The 25,443-nt window shown below is 44.9% G+C and carries 33 protein-coding genes; 1 reads left to right on the top strand and 32 read right to left on the bottom strand.

Features of this window, described 5'->3' with window-relative positions; translation table 11 throughout:
- Nucleotides 1-143: 143 nt before the first annotated feature.
- The 5 genes from H6A32_RS13050 to xerA form a co-directional block, all read right to left on the bottom strand.
- Nucleotides 144-1,550: an N-acetylmuramoyl-L-alanine amidase gene (locus H6A32_RS13050; protein ID WP_204864521.1), complete on the bottom strand. Its 1,407-nt coding sequence runs from the start codon at nucleotides 1,548-1,550 to the stop codon at nucleotides 144-146.
- The gene (locus H6A32_RS13055; protein WP_204864522.1) at nucleotides 1,550-2,026 is read right to left on the bottom strand and encodes a phage holin family protein; all 477 of its coding nucleotides are present in this window, start codon (nucleotides 2,024-2,026) and stop codon (nucleotides 1,550-1,552) included. Before H6A32_RS13055 ends, H6A32_RS13050 begins: the two co-directional genes overlap by 1 nt.
- A gap of 94 nt (nucleotides 2,027-2,120) precedes the next feature.
- Complete coding sequence (locus tag H6A32_RS13060; protein WP_204864523.1) at nucleotides 2,121-2,660, bottom strand: hypothetical protein; 540 nt, start codon at nucleotides 2,658-2,660, stop codon at nucleotides 2,121-2,123.
- A gap of 8 nt (nucleotides 2,661-2,668) precedes the next feature.
- On the bottom strand, nucleotides 2,669-3,901 hold the full coding sequence (locus H6A32_RS13065; protein ID WP_204864524.1) for a hypothetical protein: 1,233 nt from the start codon (nucleotides 3,899-3,901) through the stop codon (nucleotides 2,669-2,671).
- Between the two features lie 78 nt (nucleotides 3,902-3,979).
- Nucleotides 3,980-4,972: a site-specific tyrosine recombinase/integron integrase gene (xerA, locus tag H6A32_RS13070; RefSeq protein WP_204864525.1), complete on the bottom strand. Its 993-nt coding sequence runs from the start codon at nucleotides 4,970-4,972 to the stop codon at nucleotides 3,980-3,982.
- Between the two features lie 239 nt (nucleotides 4,973-5,211).
- Between xerA and H6A32_RS13075 the strand changes: the two genes are divergently transcribed.
- Nucleotides 5,212-5,481: a hypothetical protein gene (locus H6A32_RS13075; protein WP_204864526.1), complete on the top strand. Its 270-nt coding sequence runs from the start codon at nucleotides 5,212-5,214 to the stop codon at nucleotides 5,479-5,481.
- Between the two features lie 11 nt (nucleotides 5,482-5,492).
- Here the strand turns inward: H6A32_RS13075 and H6A32_RS13080 are convergent, their stop codons facing one another.
- The 27 genes from H6A32_RS13080 to H6A32_RS13210 all read right to left on the bottom strand — a co-directional run bounded on the left by H6A32_RS13080 (nucleotide 5,493) and on the right by H6A32_RS13210 (nucleotide 25,442).
- Nucleotides 5,493-6,020 carry a hypothetical protein gene (locus tag H6A32_RS13080; protein ID WP_204864527.1) on the bottom strand — a complete coding sequence of 176 codons (528 nt, stop codon included), beginning with the start codon at nucleotides 6,018-6,020 and terminating at the stop codon, nucleotides 5,493-5,495.
- A gap of 18 nt (nucleotides 6,021-6,038) precedes the next feature.
- Entirely contained in the window at nucleotides 6,039-9,134 is a 3,096-nt protein-coding gene (locus H6A32_RS13085) for a phage tail protein (protein WP_204864528.1), read from the bottom strand.
- 19 nt (nucleotides 9,135-9,153) lie between these two features.
- Nucleotides 9,154-9,546 (bottom strand): hypothetical protein, encoded by a 393-nt coding sequence (locus tag H6A32_RS13090; protein WP_204864529.1) that lies wholly within the window; start codon nucleotides 9,544-9,546, stop codon nucleotides 9,154-9,156.
- Nucleotides 9,546-9,824 carry a hypothetical protein gene (locus tag H6A32_RS13095; RefSeq protein ID WP_204864530.1) on the bottom strand — a complete coding sequence of 93 codons (279 nt, stop codon included), beginning with the start codon at nucleotides 9,822-9,824 and terminating at the stop codon, nucleotides 9,546-9,548. The genes H6A32_RS13090 and H6A32_RS13095 overlap by 1 nt, the downstream gene beginning before the upstream one ends.
- A gap of 12 nt (nucleotides 9,825-9,836) precedes the next feature.
- Nucleotides 9,837-10,586, bottom strand: a complete 750-nt coding sequence (locus H6A32_RS13100; protein WP_204864531.1) for a phage distal tail protein — start codon at nucleotides 10,584-10,586, stop codon at nucleotides 9,837-9,839.
- Nucleotides 10,586-12,616: a tape measure protein gene (locus tag H6A32_RS13105; RefSeq protein ID WP_204864532.1), complete on the bottom strand. Its 2,031-nt coding sequence runs from the start codon at nucleotides 12,614-12,616 to the stop codon at nucleotides 10,586-10,588. The genes H6A32_RS13100 and H6A32_RS13105 overlap by 1 nt, the downstream gene beginning before the upstream one ends.
- A gap of 54 nt (nucleotides 12,617-12,670) precedes the next feature.
- Nucleotides 12,671-12,823 carry an MJ0042-type zinc finger domain-containing protein gene (locus H6A32_RS13110; RefSeq protein ID WP_204864533.1) on the bottom strand — a complete coding sequence of 51 codons (153 nt, stop codon included), beginning with the start codon at nucleotides 12,821-12,823 and terminating at the stop codon, nucleotides 12,671-12,673.
- 12 nt (nucleotides 12,824-12,835) lie between these two features.
- Nucleotides 12,836-13,417 carry a Gp15 family bacteriophage protein gene (locus H6A32_RS13115; RefSeq protein ID WP_204864534.1) on the bottom strand — a complete coding sequence of 194 codons (582 nt, stop codon included), beginning with the start codon at nucleotides 13,415-13,417 and terminating at the stop codon, nucleotides 12,836-12,838.
- 4 nt (nucleotides 13,418-13,421) lie between these two features.
- Nucleotides 13,422-13,793 carry a DUF6673 family protein gene (locus H6A32_RS13120; protein ID WP_204864535.1) on the bottom strand — a complete coding sequence of 124 codons (372 nt, stop codon included), beginning with the start codon at nucleotides 13,791-13,793 and terminating at the stop codon, nucleotides 13,422-13,424.
- A 19-nt stretch (nucleotides 13,794-13,812) separates the two neighbouring features.
- On the bottom strand, nucleotides 13,813-14,331 hold the full coding sequence (locus H6A32_RS13125) for a hypothetical protein (protein ID WP_204864536.1): 519 nt from the start codon (nucleotides 14,329-14,331) through the stop codon (nucleotides 13,813-13,815).
- Between the two features lie 6 nt (nucleotides 14,332-14,337).
- On the bottom strand, nucleotides 14,338-14,757 hold the full coding sequence (locus tag H6A32_RS13130; protein ID WP_204864537.1) for a hypothetical protein: 420 nt from the start codon (nucleotides 14,755-14,757) through the stop codon (nucleotides 14,338-14,340).
- The gene (locus tag H6A32_RS13135) at nucleotides 14,741-15,130 is read right to left on the bottom strand and encodes a hypothetical protein (RefSeq protein ID WP_204864538.1); all 390 of its coding nucleotides are present in this window, start codon (nucleotides 15,128-15,130) and stop codon (nucleotides 14,741-14,743) included. Before H6A32_RS13135 ends, H6A32_RS13130 begins: the two co-directional genes overlap by 17 nt.
- A complete protein-coding gene (locus tag H6A32_RS13140; protein ID WP_243424930.1) occupies nucleotides 15,130-15,486 on the bottom strand; it encodes a DUF6751 family protein in 357 nt (118 codons plus the stop codon). The genes H6A32_RS13135 and H6A32_RS13140 overlap by 1 nt, the downstream gene beginning before the upstream one ends.
- Entirely contained in the window at nucleotides 15,449-15,841 is a 393-nt protein-coding gene (locus H6A32_RS13145; RefSeq protein ID WP_204864539.1) for a hypothetical protein, read from the bottom strand. Before H6A32_RS13145 ends, H6A32_RS13140 begins: the two co-directional genes overlap by 38 nt.
- A 13-nt stretch (nucleotides 15,842-15,854) precedes the next feature.
- Nucleotides 15,855-16,211 (bottom strand): head fiber protein, encoded by a 357-nt coding sequence (locus tag H6A32_RS13150; RefSeq protein WP_204864540.1) that lies wholly within the window; start codon nucleotides 16,209-16,211, stop codon nucleotides 15,855-15,857.
- A 15-nt stretch (nucleotides 16,212-16,226) separates the two neighbouring features.
- On the bottom strand, nucleotides 16,227-17,207 hold the full coding sequence (locus H6A32_RS13155) for a phage major capsid protein (protein WP_191374470.1): 981 nt from the start codon (nucleotides 17,205-17,207) through the stop codon (nucleotides 16,227-16,229).
- Complete coding sequence (locus tag H6A32_RS13160; RefSeq protein WP_204864541.1) at nucleotides 17,208-17,837, bottom strand: hypothetical protein; 630 nt, start codon at nucleotides 17,835-17,837, stop codon at nucleotides 17,208-17,210.
- Between the two features lie 92 nt (nucleotides 17,838-17,929).
- Entirely contained in the window at nucleotides 17,930-18,217 is a 288-nt protein-coding gene (locus H6A32_RS13165) for a ribosomal-processing cysteine protease Prp (RefSeq protein ID WP_204864542.1), read from the bottom strand.
- An 85-nt stretch (nucleotides 18,218-18,302) separates the two neighbouring features.
- Nucleotides 18,303-18,563, bottom strand: coding sequence for a hypothetical protein (locus H6A32_RS13170; RefSeq protein WP_204864543.1), 261 nt, complete (start codon nucleotides 18,561-18,563; stop codon nucleotides 18,303-18,305).
- Nucleotides 18,560-20,464: a phage minor capsid protein gene (locus tag H6A32_RS16495; protein WP_243424931.1), complete on the bottom strand. Its 1,905-nt coding sequence runs from the start codon at nucleotides 20,462-20,464 to the stop codon at nucleotides 18,560-18,562. The genes H6A32_RS13170 and H6A32_RS16495 overlap by 4 nt, the downstream gene beginning before the upstream one ends.
- Nucleotides 20,465-20,468: 4 nt before the next feature.
- Nucleotides 20,469-21,890 carry a phage portal protein gene (locus H6A32_RS13180; protein WP_243424932.1) on the bottom strand — a complete coding sequence of 474 codons (1,422 nt, stop codon included), beginning with the start codon at nucleotides 21,888-21,890 and terminating at the stop codon, nucleotides 20,469-20,471.
- Nucleotides 21,887-23,617, bottom strand: a complete 1,731-nt coding sequence (locus tag H6A32_RS13185; protein WP_346342285.1) for a PBSX family phage terminase large subunit — start codon at nucleotides 23,615-23,617, stop codon at nucleotides 21,887-21,889. Before H6A32_RS13185 ends, H6A32_RS13180 begins: the two co-directional genes overlap by 4 nt.
- A gap of 180 nt (nucleotides 23,618-23,797) precedes the next feature.
- The gene (locus tag H6A32_RS13190; protein ID WP_204864544.1) at nucleotides 23,798-24,217 is read right to left on the bottom strand and encodes an RNA polymerase subunit sigma-70; all 420 of its coding nucleotides are present in this window, start codon (nucleotides 24,215-24,217) and stop codon (nucleotides 23,798-23,800) included.
- Between the two features lie 126 nt (nucleotides 24,218-24,343).
- Nucleotides 24,344-24,562, bottom strand: a complete 219-nt coding sequence (locus tag H6A32_RS13195; protein WP_204864545.1) for a hypothetical protein — start codon at nucleotides 24,560-24,562, stop codon at nucleotides 24,344-24,346.
- The gene (locus H6A32_RS13200) at nucleotides 24,537-24,734 is read right to left on the bottom strand and encodes a hypothetical protein (protein WP_204864546.1); all 198 of its coding nucleotides are present in this window, start codon (nucleotides 24,732-24,734) and stop codon (nucleotides 24,537-24,539) included. The genes H6A32_RS13195 and H6A32_RS13200 overlap by 26 nt, the downstream gene beginning before the upstream one ends.
- A 22-nt stretch (nucleotides 24,735-24,756) precedes the next feature.
- On the bottom strand, nucleotides 24,757-25,095 hold the full coding sequence (locus H6A32_RS13205) for a hypothetical protein (RefSeq protein ID WP_204864547.1): 339 nt from the start codon (nucleotides 25,093-25,095) through the stop codon (nucleotides 24,757-24,759).
- On the bottom strand, nucleotides 25,092-25,442 hold the full coding sequence (locus tag H6A32_RS13210) for a hypothetical protein (protein ID WP_204864548.1): 351 nt from the start codon (nucleotides 25,440-25,442) through the stop codon (nucleotides 25,092-25,094). Before H6A32_RS13210 ends, H6A32_RS13205 begins: the two co-directional genes overlap by 4 nt.
- Nucleotide 25,443: the final 1 nt, after the last annotated feature.

Here is a 25,443-nt window from a genome sequence, read left to right on the forward strand (position 1 = left end):
TAAATGAGGATTATTGAGATTTAACGATTTTATGCCGTTTCTCGGCTATTTTGTTGCAAATGTGTTGCAAATAAAATTAATTTAATTGATGCGAAGATGATACAATATTTTCCCTCCGGAGGCGATGCTCCGGAGGGATTTCTCTACGATGCCTTCCTCATTTCTACTGCTTCCATTCTGAGAGACTGACCGACCGTTCCAAGTGTGACCACACCGTCCGCTTTCGTCCACTGTGTCCATCCGGTTCCCTGGATGTGTGCCCGCCACTCAAAGTCTCCTTTCAGGCAGAGGCATTCCAGACGCAGGCCGTCTCCCTCTGTTCCGATCACTGTATTCTGATCGATCTTTCCAAAGTCTTTCCAGCCGATCCCCTGAATATGCGCTTTAGCGTACACATCCCCACAGTGCTGGCTCTTAATCCGGAGCGCTTCCATCCGTTTGTCCTGTCCGGTTGTTCCGGCCGTCATGCCGTCTGCGGCCCAGATTGTATCACCAGAGTCCTGCACATGTGCCAGATAAGCGATGTCGGCCACCTTGATCTCTACCGCTTCGATCTGTTTGCCTTTCCCTTTCTGGCCGGCCCACTGTCCGTTCACACACCAATTTGACCATCCAATGTCTTTCTGGTGTACCCGGTACAGATAAACCGTATCGCCGGACATAATCTTTAATGCTTCCAGTCTCAGCTCCTGGCCGATGGTTCCGATGATCGTATCTTTTGTGATGTTACGATATACTTTGTCTCCAATATCTTTAATGTGCACAGCCACATCCATATGGTTCACCGGATCAATCCGCAGGGCTTCCATTCGGCGGTTCTGGCCGGTGCTGCCGATCATGGCGCCATCACACTGCCAGTTCCCCCAACCGATATCGCGAAGATGGCCCTGATAAGATACTTCGCCGCTCCGGTCTTTCTTCTCCTGGAATTTGCCTGAGTTATCCTTTACTTCTCCATCCGGATCGCCCGGTTTGGTTGCGGATCCAGAAGATGTCGAACCACTGGATATCTCTTTGTCCAGGATTCCTTCTACAATCGCTTTCGCACACTTCTTGGCGTTCCAATGGTTCGCATCATCTTTATCATCCACAAAGCAGCACTCTACCAGTAATGACAGAGAATTGGTGTTCGCAAGCACATAAAGACTCTTGCTGTATTTTGTACCACGATTCCGAATCCCCAGTTCTTTTGCAATATTTGCACAGATACGATCGGAAATCGCTTTAGTACGAGCGTCATAGTTCCAAACTTCTGTACCTCCTGTACTCTTATCACCTTTATAATCGTTACGTCCGCTGTTAAGGTGGATAGATACATCAAGAGCTGCGCTATGCTGATTGCATTTAGCTACAATCTTCTGCAAGCATCCATTTGCAGTGGTATTGACTTCGCAAGTACAATCATATACTGTGTGGCCCTCTGCACGAAGTAAACGAATTACTTCATCCTTAACGATACGATCTTCTACAGATTCTTTCAGAATTCCAACCGCACCATACGCACCTTTTCCTTGCGGGCAATGTCCTGCATGTACGTTATATACTGCCATTATTCTTTTTCCTCCTCTTCTTTATGCTCCTGGTTGACTACCTTGTCAGCCACTTCCAATCCTTTAATCAGTATTGTCGGCACATTGTATCCGGCTTCCACAAAGTTTTCCAGGATGGAACGAATCTCATTGATAATCAATGAAGCCAGTACAAACCATCCAAGAAGTGTCGTAATTCCCAGATCAATTCCGATTGTCTTTCCGATTTCGATAAACACCGCGGATGCGCCAAATGCGACCATAATCATTAGCCAGTAACCAAGCTTTTTCAAAACGCCCTTCCATCCGGCCATTGAATTCTCTTTTCCGGCCATCCGGCTTTTCATCCATCCTGTCAGCCAATCTGCCACATTGAGCATCAGGAATGCTACAAAAAGGAGCCAGTGTTCTCCTAAAATATAGGAAAGAACTGCTACGATCGTTCCGACCGCAGCATTATATCCGTCAATAATCGGTGCTGCATAGTTCATTTTCATTGTCCTCACTTTCCTTTCTGCTTTTACATTTATGCATAAAAATAAGACCGGTTCACGGTCTCGCTCTGATCTCTCTCATTTATTTACTTCCTCCTTATTCCGCTATAACAAAGTAATGGCCAATCAGCTGACTCGGCAAATACTGCAATGTGACTTTCTGCCCGTACATGGATTCCGGATCCGGTACTCCGCCTCTCTGGCACAGATAAATCACTCCCTTTTCAGAGTAATATTTTCCGTATTCATATTCCATGTTGGCTGCTGCCGGAATCGGATCACTTGCTGTTCCGCCGTGCTCTTCGTCAATGACGGTGTACAAGCTTTCCGTTCCTCGCCCCGGTGGATAGATTTCTTGTATGGTTGTCTTCGGCTGTACGGTCTTCCAAACTTTTCCGCCGTACCGAAACTTAAACCCCTGCTCTACTGTCTGTCCTACTACGTCCTCAAAATCGTCATACAGAGCCGCCGCCTGCAATGCCAGCGTGTCTGGAAGTGACTGTGCAGACGTTTTGGCTACCACCATCATTGCCTGTAATGTAACCTCTCCGACTCGCTGTTTACCGTTATCCATTTTCTCTATAGGGGATTCTGCTGTTTTCCCCGTTTCCCCTTCGACAAATATATATTTTTTCATTTTTCCTCCTACATTCTCGGTGCGCTAGTAATTATACCGTTGGATACAGTTATTGAACTTGTATAATAGCTATCTCCTTTTTTATAATATATAGGGATCTCTCCAGTCCATCCGTTGTACCCATTCGGTGCAACTATGCCTGAAAGCCATACATTTTTTATAGAGTAATTGTGCATATCAATATCGCATCCAGCATTAAGTGTATTCGCGCCATATCTGCCGACATCATCACTTGCATAAGCCCATTTCATGAGAAAAGTTGATTCGGATGCGCTTCTTTTCGCTCCCCATGCCATATAGCTCCCTGTATGATCCAGGTCAAATGTCAACCCTTTTAGTGCATTATTATTGTAGTAGATATTTGTTCCAATGTTTCCAACATCAACCCCGTCCCTGATAAAATCCAATCTGGCGCTCCTTATATAGATCTCATCGTCTCCATTATCAGAGTGAATTGTTCCTTCGATCGTGGCATTTCGGCAAGTCAATGTTCCATTCGCCGTCATACTGGAATAAGTACTTTCCCACGAGATTCTGTCCGCTTTTAATCGGATGGAACTTGCTTTCTGCTCGATCAGAGAGTTGACACTGTTTCTGTAGGTGCTAGATTCAGTAACCGTTGATACAATCGCACTATCGGTGATTTTAACTTCTGCTGATTTTTTCCATATTTCCAGATCGTTTATTTTCCCATTTGCAATGTTAATCTCGGACTTTCTGGCATATAAACTTGATACACTGGTGGTAATTTCATTCGCCTTGGCGTTTATCGCACTATTCATCTCATTTGTCGTACTATAATTATTTTTTAATGTAGTTTCGACCGAACTGATCTTTGCGCTGATTTCATTCGCCTTGGCGTTAATTGCCGAATTCATTTGAGTGGTTGTGCTGTAGTTTTTGCTTAGATTCTGCTGCACGGATGATATATCGGCAGACAACTCATCCACACTCGCTTTGTACGTTGCCACCTTGCTGTTTAACGCCGAATACTGCCCTGACACCGTATTGTATTTTGTAGTCAGGTCTGAAAAATTGATAGTCAGTGCATCAATCTCCATGATCGCAGATGCCAGCTTGCTGTACATGGTGGCATTGCTGTTTTCCAGTTCCGTCAGCTCCGACTCACTGATCATGGCTGAGATCTTTCCCTGGACCGCAGAGATACTTGTCTCCGCCGCCTGAAAGCGCTTCAGGACAGTCTCGTCGCCGTAAATATTTATCTCTCTTTCAAACCGCACATGTCTTGTCTCCTTTCTAAAAAAAGCTCATTCAAAAAGCACCCTGATTTCTCAGGATGCTCTTTGTGATAAGTTTTTTCACACGATGTATCGTTTGTGATTATATTTGACGTTATCCTGACAGATCTTGGCGTAGATCAGAGTGGTGTCCATCTTTTCATGTCCAAGGATCGCCTGCACCTCCTGCAGCTCCATGCCGTGTTCCAGGGCGTCTGTCGCTGTGGTGTGCCGGATCAGGTGCGGGTATACTCTTCTCCCGATTTCCGACCGCTCTCCGATGTCTCTCACGATCTTCTCAATCCCCGTCTTTTTGATCCGCCCGTGTGGTTTCCGGTCACTGACAATTAATGCCGGATCATTGTCCTGACGGGAAAACAGGTACTTTTTGAGTGCCACCTCTGCCCGTGCGTTGATGTAGGAGATCCGGTGCTTGTTGCCCTTACCAAACAAATGCACCTCGCCTTTTTGGAAATCCACATCCGATCGGTTGAGACGCACCAGCTCCGATACACGGCATCCGGTACTGTAAAAGACTTCGATGATCGCCCGTTCCCGGTACGTCCGGCAGGCATCCCGGACAAGCTCCATCTCCACTCCTGTCAGTGGCTCTCTCATTTTGGACTCATACTTGATAGGATGGATCTGCTTGCATGGATTCCGGGCGATGTATCCCTCATCACAGCACCACTGCAAAAATGTATTGATCACAAGCCTCTTGCCGTCCATTGTCCGGTTGGTCACGCCGTGGATCCGCTGGTACTCGTACAGATAGATTCGGATGTCGTTGGCTGTGATCTCGCTGACCGGCTTGTTGACCGTCAGCAGGAAGTCCCGCAGGTACAGATCATACGTCTTTAGTGTTTCCTTGCTCAGTCCTTCGATCTTTTTGGAGATCAGGTATACTTTATAACATTCCGGAAGCTCCGGTTCCTGGTACTCCACAATTTCTGTTTCCTTTTTCTGGATGTCGTAATTTCCGGAAAAAACTTCCAGCTCTCTCAGGATGATCCGCATATCCTCTTCCGATACCTTGCCATCCAGTTTTGCCATAAATTCTCTTGCAAAATCCATTAAAAAACCTCCTTTTGCGTACAACAAAGGGAGGGAATGTGGTATAATATATCCATCCCTTTGTGGGTGTTAGGAGTCAAGCTCAAAATTTGGTCGTGGAGAGCTTGACTCCGCTTTTTTGTTTGATGGATTTATTATATCACTTTTGTCTCATATTCTCCATATTTCCATCATCAAGTAGTGAACTAAATAGTAAGACGAATATTATCGAAAAGTCAAGCATTCCGTATGGCTCAAAAATGACTATCGATGCAAAAGACAATAACCATCATTACATCTTATTTTTGGCAAGAAATACCACCGGAAATGGACATGGTGCATTCCTTTTAACCGGATATGGAAGTGGCGGATCTGAACGGTACAAGATTATACAACTTGACGAGGGTAATGCTGTAAGTATAGAAGTATCCGGAACAACATATGTTGTCACTCCTTCCATAACAGGGAATACGGTCGTTTCTATAATCTACTTGATGGAAAGTAAACGGCCGACAGTAAGCGTTTCCTAAATACATTTAATCTATGCTTGATAAATGTTTGCATCATCATTTGCTAATGTTCCGCCAACAATCGCAAAGCCATGATAATATGCAGTAATAAATTTAATAGATAATGTTTTGGACGCTTCGTCATATACGCATGTAGTATTGATATTGTCTGATGACATATGCTTAATCTCAATATTATCTTTCCCACTGACAGCAATATAGTCCATTGAATTTTGATTAGTGCAAACAAGAATAGAGCCATAAAGTAAATTTAGCCCAGAAATTGTGATTTTTATTTCTTTTGCATTTGCAAAACCAACAACTTTCGCATAAGTCATTACCTTATATAAAATCTTACTATTTAGTTCATTTATCGCAGCGATTAAAGTCTTTGTCCCCTGATCTAATGTGAATGTTTTTGATGTCAGTTTATTTAAAATTGCTGTTGCAAGTTTGTCGTAATCAATCAGGTATTCCTCCGCTGCCCCAGACATCAAACACTTATCTCCTGTTACCGGTGCCGTCTTGGTAGGCAACGCATTAATTTTTTGATCTGCCATATCTTCTTATCTCTCCTTTCAGTTTTCTACCCAAGTGGTTAGTCGGTTTCCAGATCTTGTTGTCAAATATGCTCCTGATCTGGTTGTCAGGTACCGAGTCTCGTAAGTTATAAATCTGCCGATATAAGTAGATCCAAAACCTACATCACTCTTTTTTACTGTGATTCCGTAGCCGTATCCGATATACTTTTCACCGGTCTCTGACTTCGCCCACCAGGTAAACCATCGGCTGTTAAATGTGCTGGTGACATCTTTTCCTGCCTTATATACCTTGGCTGTCAGCGTCACTGTATTATTGCCGTTATCGTTATACTGGACATTAAAGAGCAAGTTTCCGTCCGTTACCCCGCTGATGTCCGTCTGCATACTGGAAATGTTCGCCCGGATCCCGTCCATCCCCGTCTCAATATTGGTGACGTCCGTCCGGATCGTCTGCATTCCTTCCCGGATATCATCGATATCCTCTGCAAGCCCGTCCGCATCCGTCAGGATTATAATGCTCTGGCTGTCCAGTTCGTTTAGTCCTCCGGCCGAGTACAAGGTACATCGGATCGTCTTCACATTTCCGCTGGACGGCGTATAATTCTTCCGGAGCTCATCGGATGCTGACATATATTTCTGCGTGTAGCTCGTTCCGTCCGTACTCTCCTCAATCTTGTATCGTCCGGAGTAATCGGTCAGCATGGTTCCGTCATTATACTGTGCATAAAACGTCACCTGCTTCGGTTGCAAAGCTCCATCCTGCTGTTTCCGGATCACAAGTGTACTGCAGCGCAGGCTGTAGGACACTCCGATCTTGCCATCCGGAGCCTTGCTGATGGAGAACCGCTTTTTGATGTGTGCTCCGCCCGTCCGTACTACCAGATACTTGCCATCCCGTGTGGTCAGCTTGTTGCCCTTGCGGTCGGCCAGGTACATGTCTCCGGTACCGTATAGCGCATCAATATCCACCCATCCATCGTCTGTAGTCATGCCTGTTACCTGATAGGTCCTCGTCTGCGCATTCCAGGTTCCGGTCACTCCGGCTGACTTGGTGACCTCAAAGGTTGCCTGTCCAGATACATCCACATCGCCGGAATACACGGTCATCTTAGTAGAGCAGTCGGAATAGTCGCCGCCTGATCCGTCTGTGTTTGTATGGACCACATGCGCATCATTACTCAAAACCGCACTGATCGCATCCAGTGTGTCAATTCCATTGACCGCTTCCAGGGCTTTCTGTGCTGCATCCTGTGCTGCATCTGCAGCTGATCCGGCCATCGTGATCTCACTGGACATTTGAGAGTAAACCTGGCTCAAACTCTGGTTTTTTTCGTCGAACCAGATTCGGCTACTTTTTAAGACCGAAGTGCTCCCGTTCATTTCTTCAAAAAGGCTTTCGATGTCCAGCTTGCTTCCGGAGATTGCGGCGTCATCAGCTACCATGTCATTGACGATCAGGCCGTCCGCAATGGCTCCCGGATGGACTCCCTCGTCATCGATCAGGATTCCTGTCCCCTCTGAATTGAATAGCGAAAAGGTAAAATCTCCATTTGCATCCAGTCCGGCCTGCATCCGGACCGTTCCGCTCTTGTCTTTCCACTGCTGCGTGGCGCCGGAAATCTGAATTGCTCCATCATCAGACATGATTTTGAATTTATTTGTGCTGATCGTACCGGCCAGAAGATCATTGATCGTTACACTCTGCATGACTGCATTCCGGATCAGAGCACTGTCAATCACTGCATTAGCGGATGTCAGATGGATATTCTGCAGGTCTCCTACTCCGGCATTTCCTGCCAACAGGGACTTGATATTTGCGCTTTCCGCTTCCAACACTGATATGCTGGCATGCGCTGCATCCATATCCGTGATTTTTGCATACCGGATATCTGCTTCATCTGCGTCCAGCTTTTTGATCATCGCCTGATCGATATTGGCAACGTTGGTATTAAGCGTACCGATATCCGCTTCTACCGCTGTCAGCTTGCCTGTTACCTGCAGGTACTGTGTAGTCAGATCTACAATCGTGGCACTCTGCACGATGGCATTTTCCAGATCCACCACCTGTCTGCTGTAGATCCCGTCAATAGCGTCACCGTCGATCTGGCCGTTATCATTAGTGATATTATCAACCGTCTCTGAGGTATCCTCATATTTCTGCGCCAACTCGTCAAAGGTCAGCACTTTGTTGGCCAGCGTGCAGGTATCTTTGCTCGGCTCTTCCGGATACCGCTTGATGCCGACAATCCGCTGTTTTTCTTTTGTTCCGGTGATGCCGTCCATCAGCGTCACGGTGTCTCCGATCTCATACGCAAGGATACTGTACGTTCCGGCAGATGCTCTGGACAGATCGATGATATCCGCACTATAGGAGCTGTACGGCTTGCTCATGTCGGCCAGTTTCGCTTCTGCATCCTCTTTCAGGGATTCCGGCAGTGTGTACCGCTCGTCTTTCCAGATTATCCTCTTTACCTTGTCACTGTACTGGTGGTTTTCCACATAGGTCTTGCCATTATTCACACTTTCGATGGTTAGTCCATCTTTTCCATACGGCTCTAACTCCGTGTAAAAATCGTAGCTTGTGGACTGGACTTCCAGCTTTTTCAGATTCAACTGGCTGGTAAAATAGACTCCCTTGTCACTACCAATGGAATCATAGATATAGATCTGCTGATTTTTGGAGTCTACCTTGATTTCTGCCCTGTAGGTTTTAATCGCCTGTTTCAGGATCTCCAAAGCTGACACATTGGTCATGGAGATTGTCCGCTTTTTTGTGATGGTCGATTCTGCCACCGTCCAGCCGGTCCCCGAAAAAGCAAGCTGCAGCGCCGCCTGGATCGTCTGCTCTGTTGTCTTAAAACTGCGGAATGCTTTACCTTCCAGCCCTTCCATGTCCAGCTTTGCTGTGACCTTGGCCGTTCCGTCCGTGCTCTTCGTGATCTCCTTAACTACATACCGGTCATCTTTGGTCTCGATATATCCTTCCAGTGTCAGGACTCCCCGCACGTTGCGGAGCGGAGCAGAAAAAGAGAGCGTCTTGTCATCCAGATCAAGCACGCTCTCGATACAGTAGTCATGATATACCCGCAGTCCTTTCAAGGGGACTTTATTCTTATCTAATATTTTCAGCAATGCCGTCCCCTCCTTTCGGCTATTCTTCGATCATAAAATCTAAAATTTCCAATTCAAACGGCGTCAGTGCGTCAAACTTTTCGGAGTCGCATTTTTCTATGTCATTCATCGTGACGGTGTGGATCTGGATGTCTGTTTCGATTTCCCACAGCTCATCCATAGCTTCCTTATACGCTTTTTTGTCTTTCAGGAGGTACTCTTTTCCGTCTTCCGATGTCTTCAAGCCATTCTCGTCTTTCTCGCCGTAGCGATCCAGGATCTTCATTCTCTCTTCTTCATATGCCTTTGCCGCGTCATCCATTGTGGCCAGATTTTTATTAATTGCAAACCCGATCTTTACCGGGAGCTGTTTCTGCTTGATAGGCCGGATGTTGTTGTAGATTGCCAAGATCTGTTTATTTTTCATTTTCATTACTGGATTCCCTCCATTTCCTGATTTTTTTCGGATTCTTCCGGTGTCTCTTCCGCTGCCGTCTGCTGATCTTCCAACTCAAACAGCATCTCGTCAAACGCCGCCATGTCCTCTCTGCACTCTGCTTTGTTTGCCTCGTACAGATCCAGATCCTGGATTGTCTTGTTACTATTGCTCCGGCCGGACTCCGGGATCTGAGCGGTCATGTAAACTGCTACCTGATCTCCAATCATGGACTGATAACTCAATGCAATATTTTTTGTTCCTTTTAATGCCATAACGCATCCTCCTTATATGTATCTTGGTTTATATTTGATTGTTACATCACACGGTACACTGCTGCTTGTAAACGTGAGAGCGTTCTCTCCCGGCAACAAAGTCGGGAATTCCCACATCTCCGTATCTGCATACTTATTCGCTCCATTCTCCGTGACCGTGCAAGCTTCCCCATCGATGATCACTTTTTTCCCGGCAGACAGGTTTTTGATCGCAATGTCTTCCTCTTCTCCGGTTATCGGATTCCTTGCCGCTCCTTTGATGGTATATCTTGTGATTGCTCCGGACGGAACCAGCTCGATGATACATGGCGTTTCATAATCCCCGAAAACGTCCAGGACTCTGGATGACGCATCCTCCAATGTTGTACTGATGGGATCCGCATACTTAAGCGGATCCGCCGTCATGCTGATCACAAATGATGTGACCACGTTATTTTCCTTTGTTGTAGATACTGCTGCCACCCCGTAATAATAATAGCCCGGCTGGGAATCCAGCTCTAACTTTACCTCTTGTCCTGCCACATCTGCAGATATCAGCGAGATGCACTCCAGCCAGTCCTCGTAATCTCCCATCCGATCAAATGTTAGTGTAATCGGTCTCTGTTTGAAGACGCCCTTATTGCCAGTATTGACATAAATATTTCTTCCGGAAAGTTGTTCCCTCTCGGAAAGCGTCTCCGGGATACCGATCTCAATAGACAGCAGTTTCAGGCCGTAGTCCGTTTCTGTATGCTTCCCATTCAATTTCGCTCCGGTTCCCATTATCTCCGCCTCCTTGTGTTCAGATATTCATTTCGACTGACTACTGGCGTAAGCAATCTACCGACAGGTTCCTTATCCATTGTTACCTCAGTGCCGTCTAAAACCTCCGACAAAACAGCTCCCATCTTGTCATAATCAATCGGATCTGGACCAGAAGGGCCATCCTTTCCAGTTCTTGTGTTAAACACAGACTGCCCTGTTGTAGATGGTGCTTTTTGTGTAATGACAGATGCTGATTTCTGCATCTTATTCATAGAATCAGATAGGCTGTTCTTCATGTCATCAGTCGGAACATTGTCTTCAAATCCTTCCCCCATACCGAGAGCCATATATTTTCCGACCTGATCACGGAACACTCTTGATGGAGAGTGAATTCCAAGAAAACTTTTAGCAGCATTTAAAGCTTTTTTCGCTGCGCTTTTTGCAGCTCTTACAATAGATCCTGCAAAATTACGGATTCCGCTTGCTATACCATTAACGATATTGCGGCCTATAGAGGACCAATCGATATTAAATGGATTCTTTATCTTGGTAATTAAACTTTTTACCGTAGATCCGATACTACCGAATAAGCTTTTGATTCCGCTTCCAAGACCCTTAATGATATTGGCGCCCGTACTGAACAAATTCAGATGGGTAATTACATTTAAAATTGCCTTTACGATTTCTCCAGCATTCGCAATGATCGTTGGAATGGACTGAATGATTCCCATTCCAAGTGTCACAATAACCCCGACTCCGGCCGCCAGAATTTTCGGTAATAAGGAATCGATTTCTGAGCAAAACTGGTTAATGATCTGCGGCACTTTTTCAATCAGCTGTGGAAGTGCGTTTGCCACTCCCATCGCCAAAGAAATCAGCATATTAATTCCGGCGTCTACAATTTGCGGCAGATTGCTGATAATCCCCTGCGCAAAATTCAGTAGTACCTCTGCTGCTTTCGGAATCATCTGTGGCGCATTTGCTGAAATAGCATTCGCCAGACTCAAAATAATATTAAGCGCCAGCTCTCCCAATGACGGAAGCAAGGAAACAATTCCCTGTGCCAGAGCCATCAGGATCTGACCGCCAGCCGAAATCAGCTGCGGCAGATTTACATTCAAATTCGTGATAAGAGCCTGAATGATCTGCAGAGCTGTTGTGATCACATTTGGCAGCCCCTGCGCAATACCAGTCAGCAGATTTACAAGAATCTGACTTCCTGCCTGGATCAGTCCCTCAACTCCCTGCGTCTGGAATGCATTGGACATCTGATTTATGGCGTCAATCGCAGCAGGGAGCAGCGTATTTACCATGCTGTCTGAAATCGGCTGTACTACTTCTCCAATCAGCTGCTGGGCATTATCTTTCAGAGTGGAAATCATGCCATCAAATGTCTGAGACTGCTTTTCCATGGATTGGTAATACTTTCCACCTTCAGAAGTAGCACGCTGCATAGAAGCTGTAATCTCATCGACAGAAATCGTTCCCTTGCTGATTCTGTCATACAGAGATGCCATCGATTCGCCTGTGGTTTCGCTGATCTCCTGCAACGGGTTAAATCCTGCTTCGATCATCTGCTTGATATCTTCCAGCTGTACCTTTCCAGCAGAAGACATCTGCCCATATGCCGTCGCAATTCGCGACATCTTATCGGCGGATCCCTGAGAGATATCCCCCAGCATCATCATCTTATCCATAGCTTCGTCCGCTGTGAAGCCATAGTTCATCAACAGCTGAGTGGTATCTGCCAGATCAGGGAGCTCAAATGGTGTTTCCGCTCCGACTTTTTTCAACCGATCAATGACTTCCGCAGCCTTTTCCGCTGATCCGGTCATGACCTCAAAAGATGTCTGGTACGTCTCAATGGAAGCATTGTATTTCATCCCTGCAACTGCACCCGCTCCCAGTGCCGCTGTCACGCTTCCGATCGCTCCGGCTAAGACAGACATTCCGCCTTTTGCCAGACCTCCAAGCTTCCGTATTCCGCTGTTAAATCCTTTTTCCGATATTTCAGTGTCAAATTTTAATGAGCCATCATAGCCCGCCATACTATCCACTTCCTTTCGTAGATAGCGCAGGCTCTTCGGCTCACTTTAAAGCGCTTATATTCTGATTTCTACCTCCTTTTTACAGGTACGGCATTTGATATAAACTCCTGCTGCCTTTGCAGTATTGTCATACACAGCAATTTTTGTATGGCAATACGGACAGTAATACCATTTCCGCACCAGTGGTGGCTTTTTCAATCGTTTCATGACTTCACCACCTTATGCAAAAGCATTTCCAATCTCATAATCGGTTAATTCTTCAGCCGGCAACTGAATAGAGCGTTGAATTTTCGATATTCTTTTTCTTTCCTCTTTATCCTTAATATCAGATAAGTTGATTCCTCGGTACATGATCCGCTGCTTGATCTCTGTATCCTCTGACAGACCGTCAAACAGCATCCGGAATTTCCACCAGTGCAGATAGTTCACTGTCTCAAGATCGATACCATAATCCCTTAAAAAGCCGGAAAGAATATAGGGATAATCAATCTCGTAGGAAAACAGATTTTTCTTTCCTGTCTCTTCCAGCTCTTCTCCTTCTTCACCATCCGGATCTTGTTCACTTTCTTTCTCTTTCATGTTCATGGTTACGAAATCGGTTAAAGCATGAATGGCTTCCGAATCAATAGAAATATCTTTTAAGAAGTATTCTTTCAAGATCATGATTTTCTGAATATCGTTGAGTTCCTTGCATTTCAACATATCCAAAAGACGGATGTATTCTCTGAAATCCGTTATGATTGGATAGAACTCTCCATGAACCTCAAGGACTTTCGGATATTCTTCATAAAACAGGTTCATCAAATCACTTCTTTCCGGATGCTCTGCGCTGAGCTCTGTTCGGCTTAAACTTATTCATCATTGCATTTTTGCGCTTGTTGGCATCTAGTACGCCTTTCTGGCATTCAGAGATAAAGTCCATATAGCACTCTTCGCAGAGTCGAACATTTCTCTTGCCGCCGAAGAGCCTGTCTCCCGTACCTGGATCGAAGATATCATCAAAAAGCCGATAAAACATGTCGCAATATTCCTTCACAATCTCAGACTGTGTGCCGATCTTCTTAAGCTCTTCTTCTTTAATTTCCATTGCTTCAAATGCTTTCTCGTATTTCTGCAGAAAATCATAATCTTCCATATCGATTTCCAGCTCTACATCATTCCATTTCCAAAGGCTCATAGGCTCATCACTCCTTCAATCATTCTTCCGGAATAGCTCCGGCGGTATATGTTGCTGTCTTCCATTTATCCTCGGATGTTGCATATCCTTCTTCAATCTCAGACACAGATTTGAACGTACCGGAATAGATCATTGCGTCTGTTCCATCTCCGTCTGTATCCGGAATTACCGCATAAGTACGTTTTGTCGCCTTGCAACGATTCTGTTCATCAGCAGTAAAAAGTTCTACTCTGACAATATTAACATGAGCATCATCTCCCAGAAGCTCTTTATCGTGGATCTCAGACAGTCTGTCATGAACAGGCGTATTGGTATGCCTATCGTAGGAAAATTCAATAGACGGCGCATATCCTACCACATCGGACCGTTCTGCATCTTCATCCACATACTGTCTGGAATACTCTTTTGGATTCTTGCTGTTTGTCATAGTAGTAAATCCCGTCATTCGTTCCAGTTTCGGAGTGCTTCCGGTTTTATCCGTATCCATGAAAGCTACTACCTGAGAACGTCTTACAATTTTCGGTTTTGTATCTGCCATTTCGCTCTATACCTCCTGTACATAAATCAAGCGGCACTCTATACGATATTTGGCATTGATCTCGTTCACATCGTATAGATAGCCGCTGTTTAAAGTTTCCATCAAAACAGGGAGCTTCCCATCCTCTAAATCCGGGAAATTCCCCATAAAGCTTTGTTCTTCCAGCCATTCATCAAAATCCTGGAAAAAACCGCTGTTTTCAATATTGATCCGGGCATCCTGGTCATATTCCTCCTGGCTGGTGAAAGCAAATTGAAACTGTTTCTTAGCACCGCCATCAATGTAACGCTGCACAATCGGATCACAGGGCAGCGGATCGATAGAATATCCCATTTCCTCCCCGATATAGTCCACATTTACGCGACCGTCCTGGAGAAATGGACAAGTCAGGATAAACTTCCGGATACTGTCAATGAGATTTGACATATTTCGCAGCTCCTTTCAGAATAGAGTCCTTATGCCGGTTCTTCATTCTTTCGAACCAGTAAGACTTCTCTTTATGCTCGTAATACTGCCGGCGGGCATATGGCGCGATCTGGTTGATCTCTCCACTGCCTATCGTAGTTCCAAGAGTAGCTGACTTGATTAGCGCACCGGTTTTTCGCGGCGTCTCCGGATTCATCCGGCGGATACATTCAGAGTCCACAAACGCCTGGGCATTTTCAAAGCCTGCCTCCATGCTCGGCTCAAATCCCGGATTCCATTCCAGCTGAGCGGTTACCTTGCCACCCTTGGAGCTCTGCGTATAAATCGTCCCTTTTTTCGTCTTAATCTCGAACTTTTTCTTTCCTTTTGGCATTACGCTCCAACCGCCTTAATATGAGGGTTATCGCCGAACGTATTGTAATTGACTGAGGTGATCCTGGTCTTCTCAAAGCCGTCAAGATCCTTCACAGTCTCCATCTTCACATCGCATTTTCCTTTCACGATATAATCATCCTTTTTCAAGGCAATACTCGTATCTGGAATCCGGATCGTGTAGACGTCTGCCTGCTTCAAGCCTTCGGTTGTAATCGAAGCTTTTTCGTTCTTATACCACCAGGCTTCCGGGACATAGACCCGGTTCCAGGTATCAAGCCTGGATTCCGGATCATATTGCCTGTTATAGATCGTAATATCAGTGTTTGTAAGCATGACCACACCTCGCTCCTGCATAGAGCAATCCTGTAGGAAGCAGCCACTTCCTGATCACTCCATTCATCTTCCGGTTTGACAGTTCCTCGCTTGTCTCCCCGTCCTTTCCCTGCGTCACATAGCTGACGGAGTACCCATCTGTATTCTCGCTCTTTTTCTCACCCATCCCGGAAAGAGAGCGGCTTACAGAAAACAGAACATCCGCAGATTCACATGCAGCATATTTCAGTTCATCTCCGTCATACCTGTCTGACCTTCCTTTCGTCAGATATTTAATATACTGGGAAGCAGTAATAATGTGGCGCTGAAAATCCGCTTCATCCATTCTTCCATGGTATTTATCAGTATAAAACGGATAATCTGCATAGCATTTCATAGCATCACGCTCCTTACGCCATAATCCCAGCTGCTTTAAGATTCGTCAGTATAGCATTAATAGCAGCTTTATTGGCATTTGCAAGCGTTACAGCACTCTGAGCAGTTGTCTGATCATAGGCCCCTCCTGCTGCTGTTGCATCCGCAGCAGATACTGCAGCAACTGTCGCTGATTTTTTCACGCCTCCAAGCGTGTCAGTTGTAGCGGCAGGAAGCTCATATGAACCGCTACCTATACCTGTCTTAATCGTCTCCCAGTTGTCAGCCATGTACTGAATCGCTTCGGCAATCTGGTCCGTGGTGATATCTTCCACGGACCCGCTTCCTTTCATTGCGATTGTGAGATTTTTGATTGCATCAACAATCTGCATATCTTACACCTCCCATCAGGACCCTGATTTCAGGATTGCAAAGGGACAACGTTTTGCCTTGTCTGTCTTCAGAGAATTGATCGGGTTCGGGATTTCCCAGCCAAGTCTCATCACTGCTCTCAGAGCAACCATATCCTGCTGCATAAGGTTGTAAGCAATGCTTCCGTCAGTATTCTGTACTACACCTTCGGTAAAAAGCTTGAAAGTAATATCCTGACGGATTGAATATGTCAACTGCGAAAAGTCTCCAGAGATCATCAGTGCTTTAGACTTATCAAAGGCTCCGTTGTTCGGGAAAGTCATATTTGATCCATCCAGAGAGTATCTTGTTCCATTCTGCATGTCCGCTTTAAAGATCGGATTACCTGTGCTGTCTTTCAGTCCTCTAAGCTTTGCACGCATAGTGATGTCTGCCATATGACCCGTTACGAAGAATCCAGATTCCTCTACTTTTGCGATCACACCATCCTCACCCATGACTTTGTCGTAAAGATTATCAGAATCTCCCAGAGTAACCACGCTACTTGCTTTTGTAGCAGTTGTAACAATACCGTCTCTCCAGGAATCGGGCTTATTTACATCAAAAAGAATCGCTCCATCAATGACCTTTCCAAAAGCCTCCTCTACTCTTGGCCGTACCTCTGCCCAGATATCATATTCTGAATCGTCCAAAACAGCCTCCGGAATTGGTACGATTACTGCAATTTCTTCTGCAGTGATAATCTTTTTATCCCATGCCATTTTTGTAGTCTTTTTCTGGCCTGTATCGCCGTTCACAAAATATGCCAGAGGAAGCATATCAAGAACCGGCATACGGTAAGTCCTGCTGGACATATTAGGAAGCCTGCGGCCCTGAGACAGCACTGCAGACTGCGTTACAACACCCTGGATGATCTCTCTCGCCCTTTCTTCCGGGATCAGGGTATCTGCTCCAGTACGATCAATAAGAGTCGCATCGTTTTCAAATAATCTTAAATTCATTTTATTTCTGTTCATTTATACCTGCCTTCCTGCCGCCCTTCTGATTGCGGCATTGATACTGTCATTTGGATTTCCCTCTCCGCCGTTTCCACTGGCCTGAGCCCCGGTGCTTACTCTATATGTTCCAGTACCCCGTCCTCCAACGGCAAATCTGGGATTCTCCTTCAGATACTTTTCTGCTGCTTTTTTGAAATCAGTCTTATCATCGACCATCTTCTCTACTTTGAACATAACATAGTCCAGGTCTTCGGATTTCACGCCCTTCTCTGTAAGGATCTTCTCGTTCTTCATTCTTGCATTTTCCTTTAAGGCTTCATCGAGATCATGCTGCATCTGTTCTGCGTTAGGCTGCCTTTTTGCCTTCTGTTCTTTGAAATCACGAATTGCCTGTGTCACTTCATCTTCTGTCATACCCTGGCTGCGGAAATAATTAACCAGTGCAGCTCTCTCAGCTTTATTTGCCCGTGCACTTGCAATTTCCTCCGCCTGTTCATAAGTATATGTTCCGGTCCCATGTGCTCCGGATGCACTCCCGGCATTTCCGTTCTGGCTGCCGTTGCCAGTCCCAGTGCCTCCGCCCTGTCCTCCTGTAGAGCCAGATCCCGCACCGTCTTCAAAAAGCTGTAAAAATATTCTTTTTCTCATTTTCTTACCTCCGTTTCGCCTCGACAGGCACCCGAGCTTTTAATGCCATCACGTTTTGGGCATATGAAAAAGCACCCTAACCGGGTGCTCCTCTACTGAAATTCTATACAGTTATATTCACGGTCGATATCGACCAAACCAAGAAACCATGCATCTACCAGCAGCTTCCCTCCGTCTGTCAAATCCTCCCATTCAATTACAGTCATTCCGCTTCCTGTGTCTGCCCTTATCCGATCGCCAGACAGATCGGTAAGCGCATTGATTAATGCACAAGTAAGAGCAGACACGGCTGAACATACACGATCAACTCCGCTCAAGTCCATGTGCCCTGCATGCCCGTGCATCTCTATGCTGTTTTCCCTAACGCTCACCTGAATCATTCCTTTATCACCTCCTAAAAAAGAGTATAAAAATACCACTCACTCCGAAGAATGAATGGTTTTAACAATTGTACTATTTACAGTTTCACAAAGCATTATGTGCAAAAGCTTTTTCTATTTCTTCTTTCTTCCAACCTTTTTCTAGCAAGATGTTTAATATCTCTTCAGGTTCGCATAAAATATCTTCTAATCGTCTTATTTCATCCAGTAAATGCATATTTCTGATAGCAGCCTCAATTTCAGCATCAGAGTAGTCCTGACCTTCCATGTAATTGCGCAGATCTTCATCCTCAATTTCTTGTATTTTTTTGTCTATGTCTGGTGTAGCAGTCGAAAACATTGTCATTTCAATCCCTCCATGATCTCTTCCAATACTTCTCCGAATATTTTTGCCGCCTCTCTCGGTCTTTTACTTGTCATATATTCAGAAAAACATTCTGCAAAAAACTCTCGTTCATTTTTATAGGCGTATTCCGATATATGCTTTGTAATAAATTCTTTTCCAGAGAACTCTACAGCATCATTAAGCTCTCGTCCCTTATAACCCATTTGTCGCCAATTTGCTCTCTCTTCTCTGATATAATCATAATACCCCAACCTTTGCAAAACTTCACGTTTGACAGCGGCACTAGTTCTAATGGTTCCATATCTACCAATTTGTCCTCCTAAAACCCCCTTTAACGTCAAGAAACCATCCAGTTGATGTCCTAACTCATGCACGATAATACTATCTGCCGTGGTCCCTTTGGGATTCCATTCAAACTTAGTTTGGCGCTCATACTCTTTTGTTAATTGCTTAAAATCGCAAAACCTTTTCGAAAGCTTCAGAACACCGCCAAGGGAGTCACTTGACGCAATAGCACCTAAATTCGGATCGTAAATTATTCTGCGTGTATGCCCTTTTAACTGTGGAAATTTATCAAATACTTTCTTTACACCATTGTACACTGACTTCTTTGATTTTTCATCTATTTCTCCAAAATCTATTTTATCTGTATCAATTCCCATTACCCTGGACAATTTGGACTTCTCAAACAAATTGTCTGTTGAAGACGTTTTCGCAATTCTATTCATCTGCGCTTTATTTGGAGCAACTCTCCCCCGCATATCATAGTAAACACGCTCCCGCTCCTGTTTGAGATTCATCTTTCGGCTGAATCTGGAATACTCATCCAACTGTCCTTGGTACTTTGCCCTTGCAAGCATGATCTCGTCCGGGTCAGCATCCCCAGCCTGCAAAAGCTGTACTTTCTCTCGCTGTGCCCGCATCGCTGTTTCCATCTGGCGCTGCCTCTGCTTTGCTTCGTACAAGGTATATGGTTTCCCGTTGAACTCTTTTGGAGTATTCTCCTCCAGGTTCTTAGCTTCCAACCATTCATCAGACCACTGACGTTCGGATATTCCGGGAAAGAAAGGATACCGCTCATGATAACAGTTAATGCCCTCCAGTCCAGTCACTGATCCAAGGCCGCACACCGTTACAAGCTGTTCCCTGCTCCACACCTTGCCCTGCCATACCTGGTGCGTGGGACGTGCCCCGGCATGCCAGGCTATTTCAAAATAATTAGTCCCCAGCTTTTCAGCATTCATATCTGATATCTTTCCGGTCAGCTGTGTAATCCCTGTCATAACTGCTCTTCTAGCCGCCACATCAATACGGTTGGCACGCCCTGAAGCATAATCGATCTGTCGTAGTCCGCTGTTGGTTAGCTGTGTTACTACACGCCGGAGCACACTGTTGTAATCAAACGCCCCGGACACAATATCCATGCAGGCTGCATCCAAGTATTTCTGATAGACTTCCGAAAGCGGAGTAAGCACTGGTTTTTCACCACCATAATCCAGGTAAAAGCCCAGGCTCTGAGTAATGTTCTGCAAATCTGCATCTGTCTGCTGAATCAAAGCGTTAGTAATCTGCTGGAGCTGCCCGTTTTCCTCATAAGGGATATATTTTGCATTGATCTGTTCATAGATATCTTTGTTCCGGACATATTCCCAATCAATAACCTGATCATACAGTTCAAACATCTCTGGATATGATGCCTCTAAAACTTCCTTTAGCATTTTTTCTATATCTTCCGAAGAATTTCCAAGGATCCTCAGGCGATTAATCTGCCAGTCCGCTGTGCTGGTGATCTTTCCGGCCTTCTTTATCCGACGCACAATATCTTCCATAATCCTCATTTCCAGATCAGAAAAGTTCTTTTCAATCTGTCGTGAGAGCTTTTCTTTATATTCTCGGTTCATCGGATCACTCCATTACCTGATTCTGTTCCGGAAGTTTCGACTGGGCTTCTTCCAGTGTCTCTCCATACCATTTTGCACGATACTCAGCATGGCTCATCACTCCCATACTAACATCCTGACGGTCACTCTGTCTCTCGGCCTGTTTGTCCTCAATAATGGAATCATCGAAATTAATCACAATCTCTGTGTCTGGATTTGTATTGATACCAAGAATCTGTCCTAGCCGGGCAATGATTCTAATTAGTTCATCTAATACCGGCTCCAGAATCAATTCATGTTTATTAATCGTTCGGTACATATCGCTGTTTTCTGATATCACCTGAGTTGCTGTCTGGACGCTCCCATTCTCGAATTTGTAATGATTCTGTCCAAACCCACACTTCATTGACAGCATATTCAGATTGTCGTTGATTGCTTTTTCATGCTCGTCAGCCCGAAGATTCATATCTACAGTCTCCAGCGGTTTTCCGCCGTCTTTTAAGTATCCTTCCGGAAGCTGGTAGAATACCACATCATTCGGGTCAAATACAGGATTTCCCCAAAAATCTTCACCCATCAATTCCGGAGCAGCAAAGATTCTTTTCTTTCCAAGGACAAACTCATTGATATATGAATCGTAAACCGTATCAAGCCCTCTAAGGACATCTATGCTGTTTGCAAAAATAGCCACTCCCATCGGATTATCCCGGTCTGAGTTATTTGCAATATTAAGACGGTCAATCACAAATTGTCGTTCTGACGATCCTGTATGGATTTTTTCTGACATCGTCTCAAATCCATGCAGATCATGCCAGTTTTCCACAGGAATTTCCTTTCCTGCTCCTGCGCTGCATTCTACAACATGGTTTTCTATCACATACATTCCGTCTTCCAGAATGTGAAGCTGGATATGTGCATATTTCTTCGTCTTAATAACCTTTGGAAATACAAAGGCACATTCTGAAATATAGCCATTGCACCATGACAACGGATATATATTCGATGCAGAGACGTAATTAATCTTTACTTCCCCTGCATCTCCCGGAATAATAGAACCATCTTCACTCACTTCGATATTATCAAGATACGGCACGTATGCTACGGTTCCGGTATAAGCTTTCCTTTCCTGATAATCATTTCCGATTACCGAGAAATTGTTATCATCCAGAACATTCATGACGAATTCACTTGTTTTCTTATCCTGAATAGTAATCTGTACGCGCTCATTCAACAGCAGGTCTGCAATATCCTCTGACAGTTTCTTTGCCATTCCCAGACTAAGCCGCCGGCAGGGAACATGCTCCTTACCATTGTACATCTTGTATCTGTGGAATTTATTTACATCACCAGTGTACCAGCTTTTCCATACACAAATCAGGGAATAGAACGAAGCATCTACCGTGTCATACCCTGCTTTATTCAGATATTTTCTCACATCCATTTTCATTCATCCCTTTCTCCTGCAGGAAGGAAATATTTGATCTTATCCCACAGTCCCATCGTCAGATATCTCCATGCATCGCAGCAATGATCGTCAATTTTCAGAGGCCTTTCTTTTCCTGCTTCAATAGACTTCGGATCATATTCATAGGTTCCCATTTCTCGGATCAGGTTCTCCTGATTCCCTGACACGCTCATAATCTGATAGGTCAGGCACTTCTGCACTCTCTGGATTCCCACAGCGACATCATTCTCAGCATCTTTAATCACAATTCCATATTGCCTAGACCGCATCGCCAGGCGCTTGATCTCCTCTGCAAGCCCTTTTGCAGATGGATCTATAAACACATAAAAAGCACTGCAGGAATACTCTTCATGCAGTGCGTCTGTAAATTCTATAAGTTCTTTTGCGTAATCGGAAGGGCTCTTCTGCTTTCCAGATTCTCTCCCTGAATGATAGAATTCATCCAATCCCTCTATTCTGCGCTTATTGATGTTCACGCCAGCAGCCTGATATGTGGTAGCATTCTGCTGACCGTAATCCACGCCGATTCCGATCAGCTTGTAATGCTTCGCATCAGGCTCCTTCCGGTGATTATCATTGAACATGTAATAAATCAGGTCATCTACGCCGATACATTCGCCCAGCCATACCCAACGATATAATCTAAAATCTGTCTCTTTCAAAAGCTCCGCAGACTCCAACAGCTTCTTTCCGATCCAGCTTATCGGCACATCCCGATAATCAATATGTTTATGGACTGCATCCGGCCGCAGCTCCATCTTTTGACACCAGACATTGATTGCTGCATTCGGGTTCTTCGGCGGATTGTACAGGTACAACATCCTGAAGGACTCATCATTGCCCCTGACAAATGTCGCCTCGATATTTGTCAGTTCTTCCTCTCCCTCGCCGACATCGAAGAATTCCGTCAGCTCGTCCAGAATCACCAACCGAATGGGCTTATCTTCATCAATAATGCCTTTTGTGTCATCGATACTGTCAGATCCGGAGAAATAGATTACATTTCCGGTTCGCTTATGCCGAATCTCCATAGGAGACACTTTAATATCAAAATCATCTTTGCTCAGACCAAGACGTCCGATTGCCCGGATCATCTCTTTGTATACTGTCTTACGCAGCTTATTATGCCGCTTACGAAGTACGACCACTGCAGCAGGAGTATCGGAAGTAATCGTTGTAATTCCAAGAATGCCGGCAAAACTGGACTTTGTTCCAGCACGACCGGAAGTAATGATCTGATGTTCATGTTCCTCATCATCAAAAATATCCCATAAGGCCGGAATGATCACATCATGAGGATCTTTTGCTTCTCCTCCATTTTCATCTGCCTGTATGTCTGCTCTCTGAGTTTTTTCTTTCTGGGCTTTCATAAGCTGGATCTTTGCTGACTGTTCTTCTTCATCAGCAACGGTCACACCAGACTGTCCGGCGTACTGCGCCACAAAATAGGCTGCCTTTACATTTCCTTTCAGTGCTTCCTTGATCTGCGCCATTAAAAGAGCCGATTCCAGAGTACAATCAACACCAAGCGACTCTAAAATCGGCTTCCATTCTTCACTATCTATTTCTGCGGTCAGCAGCATGTTCAGCGTCTTCCGGAAGTCTGCCTTCCGGCGTCTGGCTGCTCCACTGGCTTTTCCGCCATTTCTTCCACGTTCTCTTGCTTCGCTCTTGGTTCGCACCGGTTTTAAGTTCTGTTCATTCGCCACTTCACCACCTTCAATTCTGGTGTTTATTGTACAGAAAAACGCCCCACACTTTCGTGCAGAGCGCCTTTCCTGATTTCATATCTAAGGAGTCCCATTGAAGAAAAAAGAGATTCATTCACTTCTTTCAGCATATACTATAACATTTTGAAACCGGACAATCCGGACGAAAACGGACAAACTTTAATTTTTTCGCATAAATCTATCATATTCTTTCCGCATCGCTTCTCCACCGGCTTTGCATTTCATCAGCGTTGCCACCTCTTCCCAGCTCAGCCGGTTAAAAAACTTATACCGGATGATCCGCTGCATCCGGAAGGGAATCTCCTGCATCCACTCTTCCACTCCAAGCTTCAGATCCGAGGCTACCTTCCTCTGCTCCTCCAGGATACGCTTCTCCTTTGCCAGCGCTGAAGCATCTGCCACCGTCTCAACTGATCCGCCCAGGTTAAAGGACCGCTCTTCATATGGCCAGTCTGGATTACTTCCCCGGACCTTGTCCTGGACAATCCTCTTTTTCTTCTCCAGCTTCTTGATCTCCGCTTCTGTCTCCTTGATAAACTCACAGGCATCTATGTAGTCCTCAAGAATCTTCTTGTCCATCGGCATCACTCCTCACTTTTTATTTCCACGCTGAACCCCAACACAAAAAACCATATAAGCCACCAGAAAATGCCATTCATCGGATACGTTGTATCAAATATTTTCATGAAAGGCACATCTGTGATATCAAGTATCCAAAAGATCAGTATTAAAAACTTCATCAGATTTATCATCGGCATCTACTCCTATCTTGAATTTCTGTGCTAAATACTGTGCCACATCGACTGTCGGATACGGTTGGCGCTGGAAGCTCTTTCTGGCATCCTCCCTCACATCCGTCTCCAAGCAGTCATAGTGTGCAAGGATATCCTGCTTTTTCTCACGTTCTGTTCGTTTGTGTCTCAAACTCAGTCCTCCTGTTCCATTCGTAAATTTTAGGGCATCCGCTCGGATGTGCTCCAAGCATTGTAGATGTCAGCACAGGGGTTTTGCAGTCTGGATTTTTACAAAACCACGCATCATCATATTCGCATCTTGTTTCCGGCGCTCCTGTGCCTTTGCAACAAATCTCACTCATCTCTCATTCCCTCCAAATTCTCCTACCACTGGATAGCCTGTCCACAATTCGGGCATCTTTTTAAAAATGTTGGATATTTATAATATCCATCGCCCAAACTTGTAGATAATTCATGTCCGCAAGTAGGGCATTCAGTTGGACAATAGGGTTCTATAATTATTTTCTTCGGTATCTGCTTCTCCACCGCTTTCCGGCATTCTTCCACGGTTCCGATTTCACGGTACTGCTGTACTTCTTTAATGGCTCTAATTGCAATGTCAGACGCTTCTTTATAGTCTACAGAATCCTCAAAACTAATATTGGTTTGATATATCAATGACAATGTGCTTTTCAGTATCTTAGTCGCTTCTTCTGGTTTCATTCTTCGTTCCTTTCCGGGCGGTATGGATTAAATAAACAGTATGCGACTATATTATCAACATCTGCTCCTACGTCATTTGTCCTATAACCGTGTTCTTTATCATACACCGCAACAAAATAATAATCGTGTTTATCAACCGCAAAAACAGCTGTATAATCTTTTTTTGGAGGTTCATCCGCTGAAATCCAACCGTCATTCGTGTGCTTGCGGATAATCTGTTCCACCTGTACGCACATAACTTCTATACCTTTTCCTGTTAGATGTCTTTCATCATCTCCCCAGTGTTTGTTTTTTAATTCTATTGCTATTGCTCGTATCTCCTCCAAAATCTTCTCTAATTCCTGCATG

The organism is Drancourtella massiliensis (assembly GCF_016900655.1).
GTDB lineage: Bacteria > Bacillota > Clostridia > Lachnospirales > Lachnospiraceae > Sellimonas > Sellimonas catena.